We start from the raw sequence: 1,558 nt of genomic DNA, 5'->3' as shown, positions 1-1,558 counted from the left end.
TATTAGCTGGTGCCAAGGATGATCCGGCGGCTTTGGATGAATTTTTGCATATCATTCAAAGTGAGACGAGTCGTTTGTTGGCATTGACTGAAGACATACTAGCATTAGCAAAATCACCAGAGCGTTTGTCGAAGGTTGCACCGGTGAATGTTGCGAATATTGCGACAGAAATATTTGAGGCAAATAAACCAGCCGCCGATACGTTAGGCTTACAACTCCAGAATGAAATTAGTCCGTCGTTTACAGTTAACCAGGACGAAAGTGTCGTTCGACAAATTTTAACGAACTTAATTGTTAATGCAATTAAGTATAATCGGCCAGGTGGTCTCGTAAAGGTTGCCGCAATGGTGACGGCTAGTGAATTTGTGATGGCCGTGAAAGATACTGGTTTAGGTATTTCAAGTGAAGAACAAAGCCGGATTTTTGAACGCTTTTATCGAATTGACAAGTCACGGAACCAAGCAATCCCCGGCACCGGGCTGGGCTTAGCAATTGTGCAGGATTTGGTCTCAAAATCGCAAGGAACGATTGAACTTGACAGTCAAGTTGGCGTTGGGTCTACCATTACGGTGAATTTGCCACTACAATAGTAATAATATAAAAAGTGTATTGAAGAAAGAGGATTGAAAAATGTCTAACTCACGTCCAGTTGTTATCGGGGTTACGGGTGGTTCAGGGTCTGGAAAGACAACTGTTAGCCGCGAAATTATTGAACGCTTGAAGGGCGAGTCTGTGGTCATGATTCCACAGGATGCATATTATAAGGATCAAGGTGATAAAAGTATGACGCAACGTGTTGCGACAAACTATGATCACCCAGATTCATTAGATAATGACTTGTTGATTGCACAGCTTAAGCAATTGTTGCAACGTGAGACAATTGAGCAACCAACTTACGATTACGCAGCACACACGCGTTCAGACAAGACGGTGACAGTTGCTGCCGCCGACGTTATCATCGTTGAAGGGGTTTTGTTATTCACAGAACCTGAACTTCGCGATATGCTTGATATTAAGGTTTATGTTGATACAGATGATGATTTGCGTTTCATTCGTCGGATGCAACGTGATATTGTCGAGCGTGGTCGTACAACAGAATCGGTGGTTAACCAATATTTGGCGACAGTTAAGCCAATGTATCACCAATTTGTTGAGCCAACTAAGCGCTATGCAGATATTATTTTGCCCGAAGGTGGTGCAAATGTTGTCGGAATCGGCATGCTGGAAGCACAGATACGTGCAATTTTAGACTTACACAAGTAATTAGATAAGAAAGTGTGATTGCAAGATGGAAGAACGAATTTGGAATCGAATTGTTAAGTATACCGAACTGCAAGGCACATCAGGTCAAGAACATGCCATTAGAAAGGCATTTCGTGATGATTTGACGCCCTTAGTTGACGAAGTTGTGCAGAATGGTCTTGGTGGCCTATACGGTATCCGTAAACATACGGATGCAGATGCACCACGTGTGATGTTTGGCGCGCACCTAGATGAAGTGGGCTTTATTGTCACAGCAGTTACGGCTCGAGGCATGTTAGTTGTGGCACCGGTTGGC

Annotated in this window: 2 protein-coding genes and 1 pseudogene; all 3 read left to right on the top strand. The window is 43.5% G+C overall.

All coding sequences use genetic code 11. The annotated features are described in order from the left end of the window. The coding region (locus WEIDD23_RS14300; RefSeq protein ID WP_242865380.1) for a sensor histidine kinase at positions 1–590 on the top strand (590 nt) is incomplete at its 5' end. A 40-nt stretch (positions 591–630) separates the two neighbouring features. Beyond that, positions 631–1,263: a uridine kinase gene (gene udk, locus WEIDD23_RS01865; RefSeq protein WP_010373641.1), complete on the top strand. Its 633-nt coding sequence runs from the start codon at positions 631–633 to the stop codon at positions 1,261–1,263. A 25-nt stretch (positions 1,264–1,288) separates the two neighbouring features. Beyond that, positions 1,289–1,558, top strand: a pseudogene (locus WEIDD23_RS01860) (glutamyl aminopeptidase); the annotation flags it as partial.

The sequence above is a fragment of the Weissella sp. DD23 genome (genome assembly GCF_001579105.1).
GTDB classification, from domain to species: domain Bacteria; phylum Bacillota; class Bacilli; order Lactobacillales; family Lactobacillaceae; genus Weissella; species Weissella cibaria.
This window is presented reverse-complemented; position numbering and strand designations above follow the sequence as displayed.

Coding starts and splice junctions, on each gene's coding strand:
- udk (WP_010373641.1), top strand. CDS start 631: ATGTCTAACTCACGTCCAGTTGTTATCGGGGTTACGGGTGGTTCAGGG.